Genomic DNA, 226 nt, shown 5'->3' on the forward strand with positions numbered 1-226 from the left:
TTCTGTTGTTTCTTCTTTATTTTCTTCTTCCTCTGGTTTCACCCAGATTTCTGGTTTTTCTGTTACCTCTGGTTTTTCTAGCACATTCGGCTCTTCCGTTACCTTTGGTTCCTCTGGTTTTTCTAAGTCTTCTAGTTCTTCTGTTGTTTCTTCTTTATTTTGCTCTTCTACTTCTATTGCTTCCTGTATCTTTATATTTGTTATATCATATCCGTTCACTTTCGAC

At 35.8% G+C, this 226-nt stretch carries 1 pseudogene; it reads right to left on the reverse strand.

The features are described from left to right. Nucleotides 1–226: pseudogene (locus MR083_RS27390) on the reverse strand (Cna B-type domain-containing protein); the annotation flags it as partial.

Origin of the sequence: Bacillus cereus group sp. BfR-BA-01408 (genome assembly GCF_022663305.1) — a bacterium.
Lineage (GTDB): Bacteria > Bacillota > Bacilli > Bacillales > Bacillaceae_G > Bacillus_A > Bacillus_A pacificus.